Source organism: Pseudoxanthomonas fibrivorans (assembly GCF_041464125.1).
Taxonomy (GTDB): Bacteria; Pseudomonadota; Gammaproteobacteria; order Xanthomonadales; family Xanthomonadaceae; genus Pseudoxanthomonas.
On the sequence record NZ_JBGNUG010000001.1, the window covers coordinates 1,444,080 to 1,465,587 of the forward strand.

Sequence of the window (21,508 nt, forward strand, 5' to 3'; positions counted from 1 at the left end):
CATTCTCGGCAGCCAGACTCGCGGGGCGGGGCCCTGCGCCCCGGTTCTCCTGTGGGCGAGAAACAGCGGGCGGAAGGAAGGGGAGGCGCGCCTCCCCTTCCCTGTCGCCGTCAGAACGTCAGGCGGATGGTCGCCGCGTAGCGACGGTCGTTCACGTACCAGGACGTGACCCGGCTGCCGGCGTCGTTCTGGTCCATGATCGTGCGCTGCTCGGCGTTGTTGAGGTTGTTCATCTCCAGGCCGATCTGCACGTTGTCGCTGACCCGGTAGAACACCGACCCGTCCAGCTGGCCGTAGTCGTCGCTGTACACCGGCAGCTTCCAGACGATGTTGTTGTTGTTGCCGTTGTAGCCGTTCGGGCCGACCGACAGCAGGTACTTGCTGCGCCAGTTGTAGGCCAGGCGCACCTGCCACGGACCCTTCTCGTAGAACGCGGCGACGTTGAACGCGTTCTTCGACAGGCCATCGGCCGGCAGGTCGTCGAAGGTGGAGCCGTCGGTGTCGACCGGCTGCACGTCGATGTTGTTCGGCACCTCGGTGGAGCTGTCGATGTAGGTGTAGTTGGCCGACATGCCGAAGCCGTCGAAGGGCTCGGGCAGGAAGTCGAAGAACTGGTTCCAGCCAAGTTCCGCGCCGCGGATGTTCGCCGTGCCCACGTTCACCGGACGGCTGATCAGGTAGTCGTACGTGTTGCCGTCCGCGCCCGGGAAGGGCACTTCCTGGGTCTGGCGGCGGAAGTAGTCCTTGATGTCCTTGTAGAACAGGTTGACCCAGGCCATGCCGCCGTGGTCCGGATCGAAGTACCACTCCGCGGACAGGTCGAACTGGTTGGCCTTCATCGGCTCCAGGTACGGGTTGTCGTAGGAGCTGCCGGTCAGGTCCAGGCAGCCGAGTGACGCGACCGGGACGTCCGGACAGGGGTTGCCGGCGTCATCGAAGTCGCGACGGCTGACATTGAGGATCTGGTAGGCCTGCATGTCGCTGAAGTTCGGCCGCGAGATGGCCTTGGACGCGGCGAAGCGGAAGATCACGTTGTCGATCGCTTCCCAGCGCATGTTCAGGCTGGGCAGCACGTCGGTGTAGGAGTTCTCGGCCGAGACCGGCTCGGACTCGCCGCTGCCCAGGAACGGCGCGTAGGCCTGGTTCGGGAAGACCACGTAGCCCTTGGCCGAGTTCTCGGTGCGGACCACGCGCACGCCGACGTTGCCGTCGAACGCCACGTCGTCCAAGCCGAAGTTGAGCATCAGGTAGGCGCCGTCGGTCGACTCCTCCTGCACGTTGGTGTGCTGCGGGCCCGGGAGCATCGGGCTGTACGGGGTGAACCCGCCCGGATTGATGTAGTACTCCTCGGCGGCCGCGTGGATGGCCTGGTAGCTGCCCGGATAGCCGAGCGCGGTGGCCAGGATCGGCGCGTAGAAACCGCCCGGCGTGTTGGCGTCGCCGCGGTAGAAGTTCTTGAACTCGTTGAAGTGGGTCAGGCTGGAATTGACCTGGTCGTTGAGGTCCAGGCCCGGCAGCGGTACGCCGCCCGGCAGCTGCCACCACTGCATCCAGGGCTGGATCACCCCCGCCCAGTTGTAGCCGGTATCGATGCTGGTCGCATCGCGCCGGGTCGTGCGCACGCCGCCGCTGATCGAGCGGAAGAAGCCGCTGTCGAAGCTGTACTTGAGGTCGGCCCGCCAGGCCACCTGCTCGGCCTCGTTGTCGTCCTGGTGGTCCATCGTGAACCCCCAGTAGTAGTTGTCGGGGTTCGCGGTGAACTGCTGGTCCACGCCGATCCTCGGCAGGCCGTTGGTCAGGTCGACGTCGATGTACGGCATCAGCAGGCCCAGGGCCACCGTCGAGTCCAGGCTCTTGGTGTCGGCCTTGATGTACTGCAGGTCGGTCGACAGCTCCCAGTTTTCATTGACCGCCCACTTCAGGCCGGCCGAGAAGTCGGTGGTCTTGGAGTCGCGGTTGGACGCGCGGATGTCGGTGCCCATCGGCACGCCGCCCGGCTGGATGATGCGGCCGGAACGGAACACGTTGCCGTCCATCTCGTACGGCTGGCTGGTGTCGATCCCGACCTGGGTCGGGTCGTTGTCGACGAAGATCGCGTCCTCGTTCCACAGCTCGTTGTACTTGCTCTGGAAGGCGGTGGCGACGACTTCGATGTCGTCGTTGGGCCGCCACTGCATGGCCAGGTAGGCGCCCGAACGCCGGCGGTCGTAGTTCAGCGTGCGCCAGTCGGCGCCGCGCGGCACCCACGCCTCGTCGTTGACGCCGTCGCCGGTGATGTCGGCATTGCTGTTGTTGAAGAACGGGCGCACGAACATGCCGTCGGTGCGGGTCGCCAGGTCCGAGCGGGCCAGGTCGACCAGGATGCCGAAATCGCCGGCGCCGGTGTTCCAGCGGTTGCTGTACAGGACCGAGGCCGACGGGCTGGTCTTGTCGGCGAAGTCGCCGTTGTTGACGCTGAAGCTGGCGGCCAGCTTCTCGCCCTCGAAGTCGAACGGCAGGCGGGTGCGCAGGTCGACGGTGCCGCCCAGGCCGCCCTCGATCATCTCGGCGGTCTGGTTCTTGTACACGTCGACGCCGGCCATCAGCTCGGACGGCACGTCCTGGAAGCTGAGGCCGCGGCCGCCGGACGCGGAGAAGCTGTCGCGGCCGTTGAGCTCGGACCGGACCTGGGTCAGGCCGCGGACCTGCACGCCGTTGCCTTCGGCGGAGAAATGCTCGGGGTCGCCCACCGCCAGGAAGCGGTCGATGGTGACGCCGGGGATGCGCGACAGGGTCTCGGTGACGCTGCGGTCCGGCAGCGCGCCGATGTCCTGCGAGGTGACCGAGTCGACGAAGGTGTCGGCGTCGCGCTTGATGTCCTGGGCGCGCATGACGCTGGCGCGGATGCCCTGGACCTGCACCGTTTCCAGCTCGGTGGCTTCGGTTTCCGTCGCAGCGCTGTCGGCGGTGGTCTCGGCCGCCGTCTGCTGCTGGGCGTGGAGCACGCCGGCCGGCAGGGCCAGGGCGATGCCCAGGGCCAGGGCCGAACGGGCCATATGGACAGGCAGGCGCGACACGGCGGCGCCGCGGAGCGGGTACTTCGGCATCACTGTTCCCTCCCAGGACACTGATTTTCGATTTTTTGTCTGCAGCCGGTCTCGCCGGCGACTCCGGCAGGTCAGCGCTGTCATTCCACGAAGGAATGCCTCGGCAGGCTGGAACTCCGGCGGGCCACCATAGGCGCGGTCTGCGACCGATTGCCAATGAAGATTTCGGGCCCAGCTATGCAAAAAGGAGAATATGTCTCCTAGCAGCTATTCAGTCAGTGCCCGGCGCGCATCTCCACCCGAAAAAGCGGCCATCGCGGAGGGACGCGATGCGCGTCACGGTTCGCCGGCGGCGCGTCGCGTGTCCGGCGTGATCCAGCGACGCCCCCGGCTCCCGTGCGAGCACGCCCCCGATCGGCCGGGATGCGACCGTCCGCCCCCTAGTGCAGACCCACGTCGACAGGCCCGAAACCGGGTGTCCAGGTCAGGGCGGACCCGATGCGGTCTGACGCCCTACCCGCCCCCCAGGGCCGGATAGAGCCGCTGGGCCGTCGCCCGCAACGCCTCGAGCACGCGCTCGGCCGCCGGCGAGAGCAGGTGGCCGCGCCGGCGGATGATCCCGAACGACTCCATGCCCACGCCCAGTTCCATCGGCAGCACCGACAGCTGCCGGGCCTGCACGTGGGACGCGACCGCTTCGACCGGCAGCGCGCTCAGCAGGTCGCTGCCCTGCAGCAGGTTGATGGTCACGGGCAGCGACGATGTCTCGATGGTGTTGCGGGTCCCGACCAGGCCGTGCTCCAGGAACATCGTCTCCAGCCGCGCGCGCAGCACGCTGTCGGGCGGCGGCAGGATCCACCCGTAGGGCGCCAGTTCGTCGTGCGTCACCGCGGCGCGCCCGTCGAGCGGATGGCCGGCCCGGACGATCACCGAATGCGGCTCGTCGGCCAGCGGCTCGAACACCAGGTCCGCGCCTCCTTCGGGGTCCATGATCCGGCCGATCACCAGGTCCAGCTGGCCATCCAGCAGCTTGGCCACGAGCGGGCGGCTGTAGTCCATCTCGATCCGGACCAGGATGTCGGGGTACTCGCGCTTGACCGCGGCGACCGCCTGCGGGACCAGGTTGGTCCCCGGGTTGACCACCGTGCCGATCGAGGCCTGGCCCATGCGTCCGTCGCGCAGCGCGGCGATCTCCTCCTGGGCGCGGCCGATCTCCAGCAGCGCGGTGCGCGCGCGGCGGATCAGCACCTGCCCGTACCAGGTCGGCTCCACGCCGCGGGCGTGGCGATCGAACAGCGGCACGCCCAGCAGCCCTTCCATCTCGGCCAGCAGCTTGGACGCGGCCGGCTGGGTCATGCGCGCGGCCTCCGCCGCCCGCAGGACCGAACCCTGCTCCTCCAGGTGCATCAACAGCAGCAGGTGCCGCGTCTTCAGCCGCGACGGATTGAACCAGTGTGCGTTGGCGGTCGGCTTGCCCATCTCCCCTCCCAGAGAAACTATTCAGGCCGGGAATAGATTACGGCGAAAATTTCATTTGCCCAACATAACTGTGCGGGCGAGGCTACCGCGGCACGATCCCCACCGGGGTCGCCGGCTCCCGGCGGCTCGCGGCCAGCACCGGCCTGGAGGAGGGCCATGGCTCGTTCAGACACCGGAGCGCGGAAACCCGCGTGGCCGGCGGGCGCCGCGGCTGCCCCGTACCCGCACGCCCTGCCCCGCATCGCCGGCCGGTCCGCGCCCGACCCCGCATGGAGACGCCTGCCATGAATGAAGCCCCCTCCGGCGGACGCGCTCCGTCGACCCCGTTCCGGCTGCCGCTGATCGCGATCCTGCGCGGCATCGGCCCGGCCGATGCCGCCGCGCATGTCGGCGCGCTGGTCGAGGAGGGCTACGACGCGATCGAGATCCCGTTGAACTCGCCCGACTGGGCGCAGAGCATCGGCACGGTCGCCCGCGAGCACGGCGGCCACGCCTGGATCGGCGGCGGCACGGTGCTGCGGCCCGCGGAAGTGGACACGCTGCAGCACCTGGGCGCGCGCTTCGTGGTCACGCCCAATACCAATCCGGCGCTGATCCGCCACGCGGTCGCCGGCGGCATGCAGGTCGTGGCCGGCTTCGCCACCGCCAGCGAAGCCTTCGCTGCGCTCGACGCTGGCGCGCAGATGCTCAAGCTGTTCCCGGCTTCGACCTACGGCCCGGGGCACGTGCGCGCGTTGCGCGCGGTGCTGCCGGCGGTGCCGCTGTTCGTCGTCGGCGGGATCACCCCGGTCACGCTGGCCGACTACCTCGCCGCCGGCAGCATCGGCGCGGGCATCGGCGGCGAACTCTATCGCCCGGGCCAGCCGGTGGAACGCACCCGCGCCAATGCGCGGGCCTTCCGCCTGGCGCTGCCCCGGCACCAGCCCTGACACCTCCACCGCCCATCGATGAAGAATCCGCGCGCATGAAGATCCGCCGCCTGACCACCTACCACGCGGCGCCGCGCTGGCTGTTCCTCAAGGTCGAGACCGACGAGGGCATCAGCGGCTGGGGCGAGCCGGTCGTGGAAGGCCGCGCGCGCACCGTGGAAGCGGCGGTGCACGAACTGGGCGAGTACCTGGTGGGCCGCGATCCGTCGCGGATCAACGACCTGTGGCAGACCCTGTACCGCGGCGGCTTCTACCGCGGCGGGCCGGTGCTGATGAGCGCGATCGCGGGCATCGACCAGGCGCTGTGGGACATCAAGGGCAAGGCGCTGGGCGTGCCGGTGTACGAACTGCTCGGCGGCCTGGTCCGCGAGCGGATGAAGACCTACCGCTGGGTCGGCGGCGACCGCCCGGCCGAACTGGTCAATCAGATCCGCGGCTACCTCGCCCAGGGCTTCGACACCTTCAAGTTCAACGGCACCGAGGAGATGCGGCTGGTCGACAGCCCGCGCGCGGTCGATTCGGCGCTGGCCAAGGTCGCCGCGGTGCGCGAGGCGTTCGGAGACGCGGTCGACTTCGGCATCGACTTCCACGGCCGGGTGGGCGCGCCGATGGCGCGCGTGCTGCTGCGCGAACTGGAGCCGTACAAGCCGCTGTTCGTCGAGGAGCCGGTCCTGCCCGAACAGGCCGAGTACTACCCCCGCCTGGCTGCGGCGACCTCTATCCCGCTCGCCGCCGGCGAACGCATGTATTCGCGCTTCGAGTTCAAGCGCGTGCTGGAGGCGGGCGGCCTGTCGATCCTGCAGCCCGACCTGTCGCATGCCGGCGGCATCACCGAGTGCCTGAAGATCGCGGCGATGGCCGAAGCCCACGACGTGGCGCTGGCGCCGCATTGCCCGCTCGGCCCGGTCGCGCTGGCCGCATGCCTGCACGTGGACTTCGTCTCGCACAACGCGATGCTGCAGGAGCAGAGCATCGGCATCCACTACAACCAGGGCGCCGACCTGCTCGACTACGTGATCAACAAGGCCGACTTCGCCTGCGAGAACGGCGACATCCGCGCCCTGCCCCTGCCGGGCCTGGGCGTGGAGGTCGACGAGGAGCGCCTGCGCCACGCCCATGCCAGTCCGCCCGACTGGCGCAACCCGGTGTGGCGCCATGCGGACGGCAGCATCGCCGAGTGGTAGAACAGCGGCGATGAACGATGCCCTGCCCGGCGCGACGCGCCTGACCCATTCCTCGCGCTGCGACCACGGCGAGGGCGTGCTGTGGTGCGAGCGCCGGCAGGCGCTGCTGTGGGTCGACATCGACGGCGCCGGACTGTGGCTGCACAGCCCGGCCTCCGGCGCGACCCGGCGCTGGTCCCTGCCCGACCGCGCCGGCTGCCTGGGACTGGCGACCAGCGGCGAACTGCTGGTGGTGCTCGCCTCGTCGATCCACCGCGCCGACCTGGATGCCGCGCTCGCCGGCGACGACGACGCACTGCCGCTGGCGCACCTGGCCGACGTCGAGCCGCACGAGCCACGCACCCGCAGCAACGACGGCCGCGCCGACCGCGACGGCAACTTCGTCTTCGGCACCATGGACGAGTCGGCGGACAAGAGCGCGATCGGCACCTTCTACCAGTATTCCGCCGCCCATGGCCTGCGCCGCCTGCCACTGCCGGGCGCGGCGATCCCCAACTCCATCTGCTTCTCGCCGGACGGGCGCACGCTCTACTGGTGCGACTCGATGCAGGCGACGATCCAGTGCTGCGACTACGACGCGGCCGCGGCGCGCGTCGGGCCTTCGCGCGTGTTCGCGACGGTGGACCTGGAGGGGGCGTCCGCCGACGGCTCGGCCATCGATGCCGAGGGCTGCCTGTGGAACGCGCAATGGGGAGGCGCGCGCGTGGTCCGCTACGCACCCGACGGACGGGTCGATCGCATCGTGCCGGTCCCGGTGCCGCAGCCCTCGTGCTGTGCGATCGGCGGACCGGCCCTGGACACGCTCTACGTGATCACCTCGCCGCAGGGCCTGGACGCGGCGGCCCGGACCCGCTGGCCCGAATCGGGCAGCCTGTTCGAACTGGCGCTCGAACGGCCCCTCGGCGTGCCCGAGGGCCGCGTGGTGCTGCCTTGATCGCGATCGACTGGGGCGGAAGCAGCCTGCGCGCGTACCGGCTGGACGGCGACGGCGCGATCCTCGACGCCCGGCGCAGCGGCGACGGCGCCCTCGCCTGCGGCGGACGCTTCGGCGAGGTGCTGGGCGCCCTGATTGCCGGGTGGGACGATGCGCTGGTGGTGATGGCGGGCATGGTCGGCGCCCGCGGCGGCTGGATCGAGGTGCCCTACGTCGATGGCCCGGCCGACGCGCGCGCGCTGGCCGCGGGCATGCTGCGGCTGGACCCCGGCGACGCGCCGGGCCTGGCCGGCAGGAGTCTCTGGTGCGTGCCGGGCATGGCCGACCGGACCACGCCCGCCAGCGACGTGATGCGCGGCGAGGAAACCCAGATCGCCGGGCTGCTCGACGCGCTCGGCCCGGGCGCGCACACGATCTGCCTGCCGGGCACGCACAGCAAGTGGGTGCGGGTGGACGAGGGCGCCATCGTCCGCATTTCCACCGCGATGACCGGCGAGCTCTACGGCCTGCTGCGTGCGCACAGCATCCTCGGGCGCGGCATGCCCGAAGGCGAGCCCGCGCTGGACCTGGCCGCGTTCGACGCGGGGATCGCATGCAGCGACGACCCCGCCGGCGGCCTGCTCCATGACCTGTTCGGCGTGCGCACCGCGATGCTGTTCGAGCGCTTCCCGCCCTCGGCGCTGCCCTCGTACCTGTCGGGCCTGCTGGTCGGCCACGAATTGCGGGCCGCGCTCGCCGGGCTGCCGGCGCCCGTGCACCTGCTCGGCAGCGAAGCGCTGGTCGAGCGCTACGCGCACGCGCTCCAGTCGCGCGGCATCGCCGTCCAGCGCCATCCCGAGGCGCTCGCGGCCGCGGGCATGTACCGGCTCGCGAAGGTCCGTGGCCTGCTCTGATCCCGGCGCATTCCCGGGGCGGGCGACGCCGGGCGGCGGCTGGACTAGAATATTGCGCCCGCTCCTGACGCTCCACGGCTGTCGCCATGCCCTTCGTCGTCACCGAAAACTGCATCAAGTGCAAGTACACCGACTGCGTGGAGGTGTGCCCGGTCGACTGCTTCCATGAAGGCCCGAACTTCCTGGTGATCGACCCGGACGAGTGCATCGACTGCACCCTGTGCGAGCCGGAATGCCCCGCCAATGCGATCTATCCGGAGGACGACGTGCCGGCCGGGCAGGAAGGCTTCGTCGCCCTCAATGCGGAGCTGTCGCGCGCCTGGCCGGTGATCACCACGCGCAAGGAACCGCTGGCCGACGCGGCCGACTGGGATGGCAAGCCGGGCAAGCTGCCGCTGCTGGAACGCTGACCCCCGGCGCGTGCGCCATGCCGCGCTCCGGCCGCGGCGGGAGGCAAGAAAAAGGCGCCCGGAGGCGCCTTCTTCATTTCCGCCCGCGATCGCCTCAGCGCCTGGACAGTGCGGCCTGGAGCGCGGCCACCACCTTCAGCGGCGCCTCGCCGGTGGCGGGCAGGCCGCGCGGATCCACCGCCGACACGTAGCTGCCGCCTTCCACCGCGACCACGCGCACCAGGAAGTCCACGCCCTGGTAGCTGACGTCGTAGGTGCCGAGCAGCTGCGCGCTGCTGGCGATGGTCACGCCCTCGATGCCGCCGAGCGCGGTGCCGACCTGAGCGAACACCTGGTCGCGCCCGCCCGGAACGGTGAAGCCGCTCGGCGAGGCCGCGGGTGCGGTGCCGGGCGTGGCGGCCGGACGCGCGGCACCGCCTGCCGGCGGCAGCGCCATCGCACCGGAGGTATCGGGCAGGTTGAGGTCCGGCGGCACTTCCAGCGGACGCTGTTCCGGCGCCAGCGCGTAGTCGCCCTTGGCACCCTTGCGGAACCAGGAGCAGCCACCCAGCGCCGCGACCACGGTGAAGGCCAGCAGCACGGCCGCGGACGCGCGGGCAATGCGGGAAGTCTTGGACATCAATGCTCTCCGGAAGTGTCTTGGTCAGGCCGCGAGCGGTTCGCGGCCCTGGTGTGCGTCGAGGTCGCGCGCGAGCGCGGCCATGAGGTCGGCCTGTCCCTGGTGCTGCGCCGACAGCGGCAGCAACGGCAGGCGCAGGCCGTGGCCATAGCCGAGCCGCTGCAGCAGCGCCTTGGCCGGGATCGGATTGGATTCGATCCCGCAGAAATCATGCAGCGGTGCCAGCCGCGCGTCCCACTGCCCGGTCGCCGCCGCGTCACCGCCACGGGCCAGGTCGCACAGGCGCCGGTAGGCCGCCGGGGCGACATTGGAGCCGACCGAGACCAGGCCGTCGGCGCCGGCCAGCATCGAACGGGCAGCCGAGGCGTCGTCGCCGCCGAGGACGCTGAAGCCCGGCCCGCGCAGGGCGACCAGCGCAGCCACGCGCGCCGGGTAGGACACCGCCTCCTTGATGCCGGCGATGCGCGCGTGCGCGGCCAGTTCGGCCACGGTGTCCGGCAGCAGGTCGACGCCGGTGCGGCCAGGCACGTTGTAGAGGATGACCGGCAGCCCGCCTTCGTCGGCGACGGCGCGGTAGTGCGCCAGCAGGCCGGCCTGCGTGGGGCGGACATAGGGCGGCGTGACGACCAGCGCCGCATCGGCGCCGGCCGCGGCGGCGCGCCGGGCCTGGGCGATGGTGCGCGCGGTACCCGGCAGGCCGGTGCCGGCGATCACCGCAACGCGCCCGCCGACCACCTCGACCGCGGCACGCAGCAGCGCGTCGTACTCGTGGTCCTCGAGCATCGCCGCCTCGCCCGTGGACCCGGCCACGACCACGCCCTCCACGCCGGCCGCCAGCTGCCACTGCAGCAGCCGGCGCCAGGCGTCGAGGTCCAGTGCGCCGGCCTCGTCGAACGGGGTCGCAAGCGCGGTGATCAGGCCGGTGGGATGCAAGCGATGGGCTCTGGATTCTGCGGGTTGCGCGCGCGGCGCAGCCCGGTTTTCAGGAGGCCCGATCATACTTGCGGCCCGAAAGCACGGGCAAGTATGCTGCCCACAGCGGCCGGACCGACCCCGCCCGCCATTCAGACTCGCAATGCCGGAAGCCTCCTTGACCGACACCCCGCCCCGGCCTTCGCCGAACGAAAACCACCTCCTGATCAACGCCTATACGACGCATCCGGAGTCGCCGCTGCTGTCGGTGACGCGCCGCATCGCCGACAGCGGTTGCAACCTGGTGGACGCCCGGCTGGCGACGGTGGGCCGCGACGTGTCGATGACCGCGCTGGCGACCGGCTCCTGGGACGCGGTGGCCAAGCTCGAGGCGATGCTCGGCCGGCTCGACCGCGAGGAAGGCCTGAAGCTCAACTGGTACCGCACCGGCGCCAAGCAGAGCCAGTCCAACCTGCTGCCGTACATCGTCGAGGTGGTGGCCGCGGACAAGCCGGGCATCCTGTTCCAGCTGGCCGACTTCTTCGACCGCCAGGGCATCACCATCGAGAACCTGCAGAGCACCCGCTACCGGGCCATGCAGACCGGCGCGGAGATGTTCTCGGCGCAGGTGACGATCGGCGTGCCGGCCAACATGCACATCGCCGCGCTGCGCGACGACTTCCTCGAGTTCTGCGACCACCTGAACCTCGACGCGATCATGGATCCGATGAAGTTCTGAGCAGGAGCGCGATACCGGCAAGATGAAACATCCCAGGCTCGACCGCTCCACCCTGAAACTCCCGCTGGCGCTGTCCGGCGGCCGCACCGCCTCCCTCGCCGATTTCGCCGGCCGCTGGCTGGTCCTGTACTTCTACCCGAAGGACAGCACCCCGGGCTGCACCACCGAGGGCCTGGACTTCAACGCGCTGCTGCCCGACTTCCAGCGCCTGGGCGCCGCGGTGCTCGGCGTCTCGCGCGACTCCGTCAGGTCGCACGACAATTTCTGCGCGAAGCAGGGCTTCGCCTTCCCGCTGGTCAGCGACGCGGACGAAGCGCTGTGCCGCGCGTTCGACGTCATCCACGAGAAGAACATGTACGGGCGCAAGGTGCTGGGGGTGGTCCGCAGCACCTTCCTGCTGGCGCCCGACGGCCGCATCGCCCGCGAATGGCGCGGGGTCAAGGTGCCCGGCCATGCCCAGGCCGTGCTCGACGCGCTGAAGGCCGAAACCCAACAGTGACCACCACGCCCGTCCAACGCGTCCGTCGCCCTGCCCCGCAGGCCGCGACGGTTCGCCCCTGTCCGGCGTCCGTGCACGCGCACGCGGCGCCACGCCCCCACGTTGTCCCCACCAGGAAGCCACGATGACCCGAGGCAAGCGCATCTACGTGCTGGACACCAACGTGCTGATGCACGACCCGACCGCGCTGTTCAAGTTCGAGGAGCACGACATCTACCTGCCGATGCAGGTGATCGAGGAGCTGGACAACGCCAAGAAGGGCACCTCCGAGGCCAGCCGCAACGCGCGCCAGGTCAGCCGCTTCCTCAACGAACTGGTGGAGAACGCCGGCCTGGACCACCTGGCCGACGGCATCCCGCTGGCCAACCCGCAGGGCGTGCAGCTGCGCGGCCGCCAGAGCGCGGGGCTGCTGCGCTTCCAGACCAGCCACTTCGAGGCGGGCAAGAGCTTCGGCGCGGTGATCCCGGACAACGCCATCCTCGGCGCGATCCTGGCGCTGAAGGAACAGACCCCGGCCGAGATCCCGGTGGTGTTCGTCTCCAAGGACATCAACCTGCGGATCAAGGCGGCCATCGCCGGGATCGTGTCGGAGGACTACGAGAACGACCGCGCGCTGGACGACTTCAGCCTGCTGTTCACCGGCGCGATGGAACTGCCCGAGGACTTCTGGGAACGGCACCGCGACGACCTGCGTTCCTGGTCCGACCGCGGTCGCACCTCGTACGAGGTGGCCATGCGCGAGGACGAGGACTGGTACCCGAACCAGTACCTGTACATGCCGGGCGAGGACGAGGTCGAGCTGCGGGTCGCGAAGATCGACGGCGGCAAGGCCACGCTGACCCTGGTCGACGACTTCCGCGGCGGCCAGCACGCGGTCTGGGGCATCAGCGCGCGCAACCGCGAGCAGAACTTCGCGCTCAACGCGCTGATGGACCCGGACATCGACTTCGTCACCCTGCTCGGCACCGCCGGCACCGGCAAGACCCTGCTGGCGCTGGCGGCCGGCCTGGCCCAGACCATGGACCAGCAGCGCTACCGCGAGATCATCATGACCCGCGCCACCGTCAGCGTCGGCGAGGACATCGGCTTCCTGCCCGGCACCGAGGAGGAAAAGATGACGCCGTGGATGGGCGCGCTGACCGACAACCTGGAAGTACTGACGCACAACCAGGAAGGCGGCGCCTGGGGCCGCGCGGCGACCAACGACCTGCTCGCCTCGCGGATCAAGATCCGCTCGATGAACTTCATGCGCGGCCGCACGTTCCTGTCGCGCTACCTGATCCTGGACGAGGCTCAGAACCTCACCCCGAAGCAGATGAAGACGCTGATCACGCGTGCCGGCCCCGGCACCAAGATCGTCTGCCTGGGCAACGTGGAGCAGATCGACACGCCGTACCTGACCGAGACCACCTCGGGCCTGACCTACGCCGTCGACCGCTTCAAGAACTGGCCGCACAGCGCGCACATCACCCTGCGCCGCGGCGAGCGCTCGCGCCTGGCCGATTTCGCCTCCGAAGTGCTGTAGCGGCGACGCGCCGGCATGGGCCTGCAGCTGCCGCGCTGGGTCTGGGTCGGCGCGATCACGCTGGCGTGCATCGCCGGCATGGTCAACGTGATCGGCTACCTGGGTTTCGAGCACCAGGCGGTCAGCCACCTCACCGGCACCACCAGCCTGCTCGGCGCGGCGCTGGCGGCCGGCGACTGGCGCGCGGCCGGCCACCTGTGGGGCGTGCTGATCGCCTTCTGCCTGGGCGCGACCGTCAGCGGCCTGGTGATCCAAGACGGCACCCTGCGTCTGGGCCGGCGCTACGGCGTCGTCCTGGCGCTGGAATCGCTGCTGCTGGCCGCCGCCGTGCCGCTGTTCGAGCGCGAGCAGGTGCTGGGGGCGCTGCTGGCGGCGATGGCCTGCGGCCTGCAGAACGCGATGGTCACCACCTACAGCGGCGCCGCGGTCCGCACCACGCACCTGAGCGGCATGTTCACCGACCTGGGCATCGGCCTGGGCCACCTGCTCCGAGGCCTGCCGCTGCCGGTGCGCCGGCTCACCCTGAGCGGCCTGATCATCAGCGGGTTCCTCGGCGGCGGCATCCTCGGCGCCTGGCTGTTCGGCCTGCTGCGCTACCAGGCGCTGCTGGTGCCCTCGGCGCTGACCGGGCTCACCGGGATCGGCTACGTCGCCTACCGCCAGGCCGTACTCGTGCGGCAACGGCGGGCCGCCCCGAAGGACCCGCCCTCGCCGCATCGGTGACGGAAACCGCCCGCGGCGACGGTGCACAATAGCCGCATGACCCCAGCTCCCGCCGATCCCCGGCCGGTATCGGTCCTGACTATCGCCGGCTCCGACTCCGGCGGTGGCGCGGGCATCCAGGCCGACCTCAAGACCTTCGCCGCGCATGGCGTGCACGGCCTGTCCGCGATCGCCGCGCTCACCGCGCAGCACACCCGCGGGGTGACCGCGGTGGAGGTGCCGCCGATGGACTTCCTCGACGCGCAGATCGACGCCTGCTTCGACGACTTCCGGATCGGCGCGGTCAAGCTGGGCATGCTCGCCAGCGCCGGGGTGATCGAGACCGTGGCGCGGGCGCTGGAACGCCACCGCCCCGCGCACGTCGTGCTCGACCCGGTGATGGTGGCCACCAGCGGCGCGCGCCTGCTCGAGGAGGACGCGCTCGACGCGATGCGCCAGCGCCTGCTGCCGCTGGCCAGCGTGGTCACGCCCAACCTGCCGGAAGCCGAACTGCTGCTGGGCTGGACGATCGGCGACCTGGCCGCCATGTCGCAGGCGGCCTCGGCGCTGCGCGCGCTCGGCGCGCCGGCGGTCCTGCTCAAGGGCGGGCACCTGGCGGGACCGGGGGAAGTCGTCGACATCCTCGCCGACGCGGGCGGCGAGCAGCGCACCGCGCACCCGCGCCTGCGCCTGGACGCGCATGGCACCGGCTGCACCCTCGCCTCGGCGGTCGCCGCCAACCTCGCGCGCGGCCTGTCGCTGCGCGACGCCTGTGCCGGCGCGGTGGGCTACGTGCAGGCCGCGCTCCGCGGCGGCTGCCGCCCCGGTCGCGGCGACGTGCTGGTGCTGGACCATTTCGCGACGATGCCGGGCCGATGAGCGCCCCAATAATGGAACTGCCGCTGGCCGCGGCCGACGGGCACCGCTGGACCCTGCTGGCGCACCTGCCCTCGCAGCCGCGCGCGCACCTGCTGTGGCTGCCGGCGCTCGGGGTGGCCGCGCGCCACTACCAGCCGCTCGCCGAGGCGTTGGCCGGGCATGGCATCGCCACGCACCTGCACGAGTGGCGCGGCAACGGCAGCAGCTCGCTGCGCGCGTCGCATGCACAGGACTGGGGCTACCGCGAACTGCTCGCGCTGGACCTGCCGGCCAGCCTCGCCGCACTGCCCGCCGATGGCGCGCCGCGCCTGCTGGGCGGGCACAGCCTGGGCGGCCAGCTGGCCTGCTGCTTCGCCGGCCAGCATCCCGGGGCGTTCGCCGGCCTGGGCCTGGTCGCGAGCGGGACGCCGTACTGGCGGTCCTTCCCGGCGCCGCGCGGCTGGGCGCTACCGCTGGTGTACCGCTTCCTGCCGTGGCTGGCGCGACGGCAGGGCGCGCTTCCGGGCCGCCGCCTGGGCTTCGGGGGGACCGAGGCGCGCGGCCTGATCGCCGACTGGGCGCGGGTGGGACTGACCAACCGGTACGCCGCAGCCGGCCTGGACCGGGACCTGGAAGCCGGCATGGCAGGCCTGCGTCTGCCGGTGCAGGCGGTGTTGCTGGCGAAGGACTGGCTGGGTCCGCCGGGTTCGCTGCGGGCGCTGCTGGGCAAGCTTGCGCGGGCCACCACGCGCACCACGCACCTGGACGCGCACGCGCTGGGCACGACGGCCGATCATTTCAGCTGGATGCGGCAGCCCGCGACCGTGGCCCGCACGCTCGCTGAAGGACTCGCGCAAAAAAATCGCGGGACCGATTGACGGACGCCGGAGGCTCCCGCATACTTCCGCGCCTTGAAACGCGCCCGTAGCTCAGCTGGATAGAGTACCTGGCTACGAACCAGGCGGTCGGGAGTTCGAATCTCTCCGGGCGCGCCATTTGCAAAGGACCAGCGACATGTCGCTGGTCCTTTTTTTTGTCCCGCTTGCGGCGGGCTCCGGCGCACTGCCCCCGGGAGGGAGGCGCCGGAAGGCCCGTTCCGGCCTACTTCGCCGGGACGCTGCCCGGCGGGAAGCCGGCGAACATCTCGGCGATGCCGGCGCGCAGCAGCGCGTCGCCCTTGGCCGGGTCGTCCGGGACCGTATCGCTGGCGGTGCCGCGCCAGATCGCCTGCTTGGTCTTCGTGTCGAACAGGTCCACCACCAGCGTGCCGACCGTGTAGGTGCGCACGCGCGTGGTCGCGCTGCCCATGCCCGCGCCGCCGTACCAGCCCGGGCCCCAGCCCCAGCCGCCGTACATCGGGCCGGAGTACATCGTGTCCAGGCTCTGCTGCTGGTGGGTGGCCACGTGCGCGACCACCGCCACGTCGCCGTTCGGCGATTCGGTCCAGCCCTTGGCGCGCAGCTGCGCGTTGACGTACTCGACGATCCGCTGCGCGGCCAGCGGCGGCACGCCCTGCTGGTCGGGCTTGTTCAACCAGGTATAGGTGCGATAGCCGCTGAAGTTGGCGGACGGATCGGCATCGGTATGCACCGTGGGCGTGCTGGCGCAGCCGGCCAGCAGCAGGATCGCGGTGGCGATGAATGCAAGGCGTTTCATGTCTTCACTCCTTCCTGGGTTAGCTGGCCTGGTGCCGCGGCGGGGCACGGGCGGCCTTGCCGCGCCTCCTGCCTGCCCGGCGTGGGCATGACCTGTCCACGCCGGACGCCGATGCGGGGATCGTGCGGGTCAGAAGCCGAAGCTGGCCGACACCATCAACGGCTCGCCCTTGAACCGGTTCCTGACATTGAATTCCCTGACGTAACGCAGCGTGAGGTCCAGGTGTTCCCCGCCCTGCCACTTCCTGCCATAGGTCACCACCGGCCCCAGCCCGAGCGAACGGCCCCTGAAGCCGTCGAGCCGGTCCGCGGTCGGGCCCGAGTCGTCCTGCAGCTGCTGGATCCAGCCGCCGACGCCGCCGAAGCCCCATCCACCGGGCGTGCGCTTGACCAGCATCGCGTCCAGCCGCCACACCGCGCCGTTGCGGTAATCGGTGTCGTCGTTGCGGCTGTAGAAGTCCACCGCGCCGAGCGCGCTGAACTCCAGCGTCCCCGCCTGCAGCAGCTTCGTGTACCCCACGCCCGGCGACACCGTCCACACGTTGAGGCCCGGATTGGCCAGACGGTCCGGATCGTATTCGGCGGTCGGCGCGTACACATATAGGCCCAAGGACCAATGCTCCACCTGGCTGACGTGGTAGCTGGCGATGAACGGCGCGAAATACAGGTCGAACAGGTTCGAGGCGCTGTCGCTGACCTGCCGTTGCAGGCCGCCGACGTCGAGCGTGGCCGTCACCTCCGGCATGATGTAGGGCACGGTCAGCATGGACGCGTAGTTCCAGCGACCCTCACCGGTCGGCCAGACGTAGACGCCGGTGGCGCTGTAGAGGTCCACGTCCGCCTCCAGCCCCAGGGCCACCTCGCCGGCGATCGGCGCCTGGCGGCTGGCGCCGATCCTGCCGTCGTAGGCCACGTAGCCGAGCGACCACTGCATCCCCGCCTCCGGCGGCACGATGCCCACGAAGGGGGTGATCTGCATGCCGGTGATCGGGCGGCCCAGCGCGCCCTCGGTCGCCATCGCCCCCGCGCTCGCCCATGCCAGCGGCAGCGCGGCCAGGGCCGCGAAGGGCAAGCGCCGGCTGCGTCCAAGATGATGTCGGTCCATCCTGCCTCCTTTCCATGCAGCCAGTCCGCGTTCGCCGGCGCTACTCAACCGGCGTTCCCGCACCGCCCGCCCTGGCCTGCCGTTCGCGCATGTCCGCCACGTCCCGCTCCAGGAAGTAGTTGAGGAAGGTGCGGATCACCGCGATCGCGCCGAGCATGCCGATCGCTTCCCACGACGGCGCCACCGCCGATTCGATGATGTCCGACGCCAGCTGGAAGGTCAGGCCGGCCACCAGCCACCGCGAATAGGTCAGCCAGACCGCGCGCCGCTCGTGGCCGTCGATCGAATCGCGCCGGAGCATCAGCCGCAGCGCGCGCAGGAACGCGGCCACCGTCGCCACCGTGATGATCACCAGCGCCATCAGGTCGATGGCCGCGATCACCGGTTCGCTCAGCGCGTACAGCCATTGCCTCAGCACGGGGCAGCCTCCTTCGGCAGGCGCACGACGCAGCGGAAGCCGACGTGGCTGGTGGAGGTGTCCACCGGCTGGGCCATGCGCGCGGCGGGGCGGTAGCGGCGGCAGTAGTTGGGGGCGCACGCATGCGAGCCGCCCTTGGTCACCCGGCGCGGAATGCGCGCCTGGTCGCGATCGTCATGGCTGGCCTCGCGTTCGCCGCCGCGCGGGTTGTCCAGCGTGCAGCACGCCTTCTGCAGGCGACCGTGTTCCTGGTACCAGTCGCAGGTCCATTCCCAGACGTTGCCGATCATGTCGTACAGGCCGTAGCCGTTGGCCGGGAACGAGCCGACCGGGGCGGTGAACACCCAGCCATCCAGTTCCTGGTTCTCCCAGGGGAATTCGCCCTGCCAGGTGTTGGCCATGTAGCGCCCGCCGGGCACCAGCTCGTCGCCCCACGCGAACTCGGTGCCATCGCCGCCGCCCTTGCTGGCGAACTCCCATTCCGCTTCGGTCGGCAGGTCCTTGCCTGCCCAGCGCGCGTAGGCCAGCGCATCCTCATACGCCACGTGCACGACCGGGTGTTCGTCCATGTCGTCGATCGAACTGCCCGGCCCCCGTGGATGGCGCCAGTCCGCGCCGGCGATGTATTGCCACCAGTTGTAGTGGTTGCGCAGGTCGACGCGTCCGGATGGCGGCACCAGCACGACCGAGGACGGCACCAGCAGCGCCGGGTCGGCGCCCGGATAGTCGGCCGGATCGGCCGGCCGCTCGGCGAGCGTACGGTGCCCGGTCGCCTCGACGAAGCGGGCGAACTGCCGGTTGGTCACCGCATGGCGGTCGATCAGGAAGGCGTCCACGCGCACCCGGTGCGCGGGCTTCTCTTCCGGATAGTGCTGGTCCGATCCCATCGTGAACACGCCGGCCTCGATGCGGACCATGCCCTCCAGCGACAACGCCACGCCCGCCTCACGTCCCATGCTCAGTCCCCGAATACCGTGGTCCAGTCGTCCTTCATGCTCACCCGGGTGAGGCCGTACCCGGCACCCTCGTCCAGCGCCTCGCGCAGCGGGCTGAGCCTGAAGTCGCGGTCGTAGGCGAACTCGCGCGCCGCGTCGTCGTGGTGCAGCACCAGGCCCAGCCGCGCGCCCGGTCCGGCGAGGGTATAGCGCAGCATCGCCAGGTCGCCATCGGAATTGCCGAAGGCCAGGATCGGCCTGCGGCCAATGTGCAGCTCGATGTTGGCGACCTTCTCCTCGCGGTCGTCGAAACTGCCAAGTTGCGGCAGCTTGAGGACCTCGATGCCATCGGCGGTCACCTCGAACCGGTTCTTCGTGCTGGACCCGACTACCTGCTCGGGCGGGATCCCGTACAGGCGTTCGGACACCACGCGCACGAACTCGATCCCGCCGCCGGTGACGATGAAGGTCTTGAAGCCATTGGCACGCAGGTAATCGAGCAGCTCGCGCTGCGGCCGGTACGCACCCGCTGCGAACCCACGCCCGCTCTTCGGATTCCTCGCGCCCTCGATCCACGCCGCGACGCTGGCCTTGAACTGCGCCACCGTCATCCCGGCGTGGACCATGAACGCCGGCTCGAACACCTCCTGCTTGCTCATCCCGGCCAGCGCCTGCAGGTCGCCGGCCAGCATGGCCTTCACCGCCGGCTTCTCCAGCAATGCCGGATCGGCCGTGCCCATCCGCCGCAGCTCGTCCAGCACGAAGAACACCTGGACCTGCATCGGATACTCGCACCACAGGGTGCCGTCGTTGTCGAACACCGCGATGCGCTCGGCGGGCGGCACGTAGTCCGGTCCGCCCTCGCGCGCGACCCGCGCGACGAACCCGGTGATCGCGGCCTTGGCCGCGCCGTCGTTCCATGAAGACAACGCATCAACCATCGCCCCTCCTCCTGCAGTCCGACCAACGCAGGGTGCCGGCAGATGCCGGCACCCGTGTGCTCCGTCCGACCCTCAGCTCGCCCCCGACGCCGCGTCGGCCATCTTCGCCACCGCGTCGTCGATGGTGAAGCTGCCCGGCCGCTGGATCGGCGGGAAGTCCTTGAACGTCTCCACGAACATCGCCGCGCCGGTCTGCGCCGCGTAGATGAAGTACGCGTTATGGATGAACCAGTCGTAGTACGTGTTGGAGGTCGTGTCCGCAAACTCGTAGGGGTCGGTGCGCAGGTTGAACAGCTTCGGCATCCGCAGCCGGGTGAACGGCTCGGCCCACACCTGCATCGTGCCCTTGCAGCGCTGCTCCAGGAAGACCAGCTTCCAGTTGTGGTATCGCATCGCCAGGATGTCGCCGTCGTCGCTTATGTAGAAGAAGAAGTTCCGCGGGCTCTCGGCGGCCTTGCCGGTGATGTACGGCAGCAGGCTGAAGCCGTCCAGGTGGTTCTTGTAGGTGCGGCCGATGGCCTTGTAGCCCTTCTTCAGCTTCTCGGGCACGTCCGCGCCTCCGGCCATCTCCAGGAAGGTCGGCAGCCAGTCGTGGTGCTGCACAATGCCGTTGGCGACCGAGCCGGCCGGCACGTTGCCGGGCCAGCGCACCAGCATCGGGATCCGGAACGCGCCTTCCCAGTTGGTGTTCTTCTCGCTGCGGAACGGGGTCATGCCGCCGTCCGGCCAGGTGTTGCGGTGCGGGCCGTTGTCGGTCGAGTACTGGACGAAGGTGTCCTCGGCAATGCCCAGCTGGTCCAGCAGGTCGAGCATCTGGCCGACGTTCTTGTCGTGGTCGACCATGGTGTCGTGGTAGGGCGACTGCCACTTGCCCGCCTGGCCGATGCTTTCCGGCTTGGTGTGGGTGATCAGGTGCATGTGGGTGGTGTTGAGCCACACGAACCAGGGCTTGCCGGCCTTGTTCTGGCGCTTGATGAAGTCGATCGCGGCGGCGACGAACTCGTCGTCGCAGGTCTCCATCCGCTTCTTGGTCAGCGGGCCGGTGTCCTTGATCTTCTGCCTGCCGACCTTGCCCCAGCGCGGCTGCACGGTGGCGTCGTCCTTGTCGGTGGCCCAGGAGTGGATGACGCCGCGCGGGCCAAAGCGCTCGCGGAACTTCGGATCCTTCGGATAGTTCGCCATCTCCGGCTCTTCCTCGGCATTGAGGTGGTAGAGGTTGCCGAAGAATTCGTCGAAACCGTGGTTCGTGGGCAGCATCTGGTTGAGGTCGCCCAGGTGGTTCTTGCCGAACTGGCCGGTCGCGTACCCCTGCTCCTTGAGCAGGCCGGCGATGGTGACGATCTTGTCGCTCATGCCGATCGGCGAGGCCGGGATCCCGACCTTGGAGAGGCCGGTCCGGAGAACGCTCTGGCCGGTGATGAACGACGAACGCCCCGCGGTGCAGCTCTGTTCGCCGTAGCTGTCGGTGAACAGCATGCCCTCCTTCGCTATCCGGTCGATGTTGGGCGTGTGGTAGCCCATCAGGCCGTGGGTGTAGCAGCTCAGGTTGGACTGGCCGATGTCATCGCCCCAGATCACCAGGATGTTGGGCTTCTTCGCCGGGGCGGCCGGCTTTGCGCTTGCGGATTTCGTGGCCTTCGTGGCCTTCGGTGCTTCTTTCACCTTCGCCATTGCAGTGCTCCTCTGGATCCGATGGTCGGGGGTTGCTGTCGCCGGCGTGGCCGGGACCGGGGGGAACGGAAAGG

At 70.1% G+C, this 21,508-nt stretch carries 21 protein-coding genes and 1 tRNA gene; 12 read left to right on the forward strand and 10 right to left on the reverse strand.

Going from position 1 to position 21,508, the window contains the following annotated elements; all coding sequences use genetic code 11:
• Positions 1-110: 110 nt before the first annotated feature.
• Together ACA089_RS06795 and ACA089_RS06800 are read right to left on the reverse strand one after the other, a co-directional pair.
• A complete protein-coding gene (locus ACA089_RS06795) occupies positions 111-3,086 on the reverse strand; it encodes a TonB-dependent receptor (RefSeq protein WP_372014859.1) in 2,976 nt (991 codons plus the stop codon).
• 453 nt (positions 3,087-3,539) lie between these two features.
• The gene (locus tag ACA089_RS06800) at positions 3,540-4,505 is read right to left on the reverse strand and encodes a LysR substrate-binding domain-containing protein (RefSeq protein ID WP_372014862.1); all 966 of its coding nucleotides are present in this window, start codon (positions 4,503-4,505) and stop codon (positions 3,540-3,542) included.
• A 284-nt stretch (positions 4,506-4,789) separates the two neighbouring features.
• On the opposite strand from ACA089_RS06800, the gene ACA089_RS06805 reads away from it, so the two are divergent.
• The 5 genes from ACA089_RS06805 to fdxA all read left to right on the forward strand — a co-directional run bounded on the left by ACA089_RS06805 (position 4,790) and on the right by fdxA (position 8,855).
• Complete coding sequence (locus tag ACA089_RS06805) at positions 4,790-5,434, forward strand: 2-dehydro-3-deoxy-6-phosphogalactonate aldolase (protein WP_372014864.1); 645 nt, start codon at positions 4,790-4,792, stop codon at positions 5,432-5,434.
• Between the two features lie 35 nt (positions 5,435-5,469).
• A complete protein-coding gene (gene dgoD / locus ACA089_RS06810; protein ID WP_372014867.1) occupies positions 5,470-6,618 on the forward strand; it encodes a galactonate dehydratase in 1,149 nt (382 codons plus the stop codon).
• A 10-nt stretch (positions 6,619-6,628) separates the two neighbouring features.
• Positions 6,629-7,552: an SMP-30/gluconolactonase/LRE family protein gene (locus tag ACA089_RS06815; RefSeq protein ID WP_372014870.1), complete on the forward strand. Its 924-nt coding sequence runs from the start codon at positions 6,629-6,631 to the stop codon at positions 7,550-7,552.
• Complete coding sequence (locus tag ACA089_RS06820; RefSeq protein ID WP_372014872.1) at positions 7,549-8,445, forward strand: 2-dehydro-3-deoxygalactonokinase; 897 nt, start codon at positions 7,549-7,551, stop codon at positions 8,443-8,445. The genes ACA089_RS06815 and ACA089_RS06820 overlap by 4 nt, the downstream gene beginning before the upstream one ends.
• An 86-nt stretch (positions 8,446-8,531) precedes the next feature.
• On the forward strand, positions 8,532-8,855 hold the full coding sequence (fdxA, locus tag ACA089_RS06825) for a ferredoxin FdxA (protein WP_372014874.1): 324 nt from the start codon (positions 8,532-8,534) through the stop codon (positions 8,853-8,855).
• Positions 8,856-8,949: 94 nt separating this feature from the next.
• Here fdxA and ACA089_RS06830 read toward each other — a convergent pair whose 3' ends face one another.
• On the reverse strand, positions 8,950-9,474 hold the full coding sequence (locus tag ACA089_RS06830) for a hypothetical protein (protein ID WP_372014877.1): 525 nt from the start codon (positions 9,472-9,474) through the stop codon (positions 8,950-8,952).
• A 24-nt stretch (positions 9,475-9,498) separates the two neighbouring features.
• The gene (dapA, locus tag ACA089_RS06835; protein ID WP_372014880.1) at positions 9,499-10,407 is read right to left on the reverse strand and encodes a 4-hydroxy-tetrahydrodipicolinate synthase; all 909 of its coding nucleotides are present in this window, start codon (positions 10,405-10,407) and stop codon (positions 9,499-9,501) included.
• 142 nt (positions 10,408-10,549) lie between these two features.
• On the opposite strand from dapA, the gene ACA089_RS06840 reads away from it, so the two are divergent.
• The 7 genes from ACA089_RS06840 (at position 10,550) to ACA089_RS06870 (ending at position 15,704) form a co-directional block, all read left to right on the forward strand.
• The gene (locus tag ACA089_RS06840) at positions 10,550-11,125 is read left to right on the forward strand and encodes a glycine cleavage system transcriptional repressor (protein ID WP_372014883.1); all 576 of its coding nucleotides are present in this window, start codon (positions 10,550-10,552) and stop codon (positions 11,123-11,125) included.
• A gap of 22 nt (positions 11,126-11,147) precedes the next feature.
• A complete protein-coding gene (locus ACA089_RS06845) occupies positions 11,148-11,624 on the forward strand; it encodes a peroxiredoxin (RefSeq protein ID WP_372014885.1) in 477 nt (158 codons plus the stop codon).
• Between the two features lie 124 nt (positions 11,625-11,748).
• The gene (locus ACA089_RS06850) at positions 11,749-13,149 is read left to right on the forward strand and encodes a PhoH family protein (protein WP_372014887.1); all 1,401 of its coding nucleotides are present in this window, start codon (positions 11,749-11,751) and stop codon (positions 13,147-13,149) included.
• Positions 13,150-13,164: 15 nt separating this feature from the next.
• On the forward strand, positions 13,165-13,872 hold the full coding sequence (locus ACA089_RS06855) for a YoaK family protein (protein ID WP_372014890.1): 708 nt from the start codon (positions 13,165-13,167) through the stop codon (positions 13,870-13,872).
• A 36-nt stretch (positions 13,873-13,908) separates the two neighbouring features.
• Positions 13,909-14,730 carry a bifunctional hydroxymethylpyrimidine kinase/phosphomethylpyrimidine kinase gene (gene thiD, locus ACA089_RS06860; RefSeq protein ID WP_372014892.1) on the forward strand — a complete coding sequence of 274 codons (822 nt, stop codon included), beginning with the start codon at positions 13,909-13,911 and terminating at the stop codon, positions 14,728-14,730.
• Entirely contained in the window at positions 14,727-15,587 is an 861-nt protein-coding gene (locus ACA089_RS06865; RefSeq protein ID WP_372014895.1) for an alpha/beta hydrolase family protein, read from the forward strand. Before thiD ends, ACA089_RS06865 begins: the two co-directional genes overlap by 4 nt.
• A 40-nt stretch (positions 15,588-15,627) precedes the next feature.
• Positions 15,628-15,704, forward strand: a tRNA-Arg gene (locus ACA089_RS06870).
• A gap of 106 nt (positions 15,705-15,810) precedes the next feature.
• Here ACA089_RS06870 and ACA089_RS06875 read toward each other — a convergent pair.
• From ACA089_RS06875 to ACA089_RS06900, 6 genes are all read right to left on the reverse strand, one after another.
• Positions 15,811-16,365 (reverse strand): DUF4136 domain-containing protein, encoded by a 555-nt coding sequence (locus ACA089_RS06875; RefSeq protein WP_372014897.1) that lies wholly within the window; start codon positions 16,363-16,365, stop codon positions 15,811-15,813.
• A gap of 129 nt (positions 16,366-16,494) precedes the next feature.
• Complete coding sequence (locus tag ACA089_RS06880) at positions 16,495-17,436, reverse strand: SphA family protein (protein WP_372014900.1); 942 nt, start codon at positions 17,434-17,436, stop codon at positions 16,495-16,497.
• A 73-nt stretch (positions 17,437-17,509) separates the two neighbouring features.
• The gene (locus tag ACA089_RS06885; protein ID WP_372014903.1) at positions 17,510-17,887 is read right to left on the reverse strand and encodes a DUF1622 domain-containing protein; all 378 of its coding nucleotides are present in this window, start codon (positions 17,885-17,887) and stop codon (positions 17,510-17,512) included.
• Positions 17,881-18,843, reverse strand: coding sequence for a formylglycine-generating enzyme family protein (locus tag ACA089_RS06890; protein ID WP_372014905.1), 963 nt, complete (start codon positions 18,841-18,843; stop codon positions 17,881-17,883). Before ACA089_RS06890 ends, ACA089_RS06885 begins: the two co-directional genes overlap by 7 nt.
• Positions 18,844-18,845: 2 nt before the next feature.
• Positions 18,846-19,763: an HAD family hydrolase gene (locus ACA089_RS06895; protein WP_372014907.1), complete on the reverse strand. Its 918-nt coding sequence runs from the start codon at positions 19,761-19,763 to the stop codon at positions 18,846-18,848.
• Between the two features lie 72 nt (positions 19,764-19,835).
• Positions 19,836-21,434 carry an arylsulfatase gene (locus ACA089_RS06900; protein ID WP_372014910.1) on the reverse strand — a complete coding sequence of 533 codons (1,599 nt, stop codon included), beginning with the start codon at positions 21,432-21,434 and terminating at the stop codon, positions 19,836-19,838.
• Positions 21,435-21,508 lie beyond the last annotated feature (74 nt).